1 protein-coding gene is annotated in these 425 nt (G+C 52.9%); it reads right to left on the reverse strand.

The genetic code is table 11. The features are described from left to right. Positions 1-86 precede the first annotated feature (86 nt). Positions 87-425, reverse strand: a 339-nt coding sequence (locus J0A66_RS21780; RefSeq protein ID WP_206575945.1) for a YfgM family protein, incomplete at its 5' end; no start/stop codon positions are given.

A 425-nucleotide genomic window follows, 5' to 3' on the forward strand; every position in this document is an offset into this window, starting at 1 on the left:
CCACTGCGGTAGGATCGAGCATCCCGACATTCCCAGCACCGACAACAGGCACAGTGCCCTGATTGGCTTTATCACTGCAGCACTCCTTATACGCTGGCAACAGCTGGCAGGTTATCCAGCTTCATCTTAATCAGATTGTTGCCTGCACTGTTTTCCAGTGCCGCACTGTAAGCTGCACGGGCCTTATCCAGGTTTCCTTGCTTAACGAATACGTCGCCTCTAAGTTCCTGAACCTGGGATTGGAAATTATCAGTGCCGATAGCATCCAAGGCCGCCAGTGCCTGAGGATAGTCTGCTAACTGCACATGAACGCGAGCCAGACGTAGATTGGCAATGGCTGCAATAGCAGGCACTTTGGCTTTATCGGCAGCAAACTTAAGTTGCTTGGCCGCTTCGCTGAAATCGTCACGGGTCACCGCCTGGCT

Origin of the sequence: Bowmanella dokdonensis (genome assembly GCF_017254865.1) — a bacterium.
Taxonomy (GTDB): domain Bacteria; phylum Pseudomonadota; class Gammaproteobacteria; order Enterobacterales; family Alteromonadaceae; genus Bowmanella; species Bowmanella dokdonensis.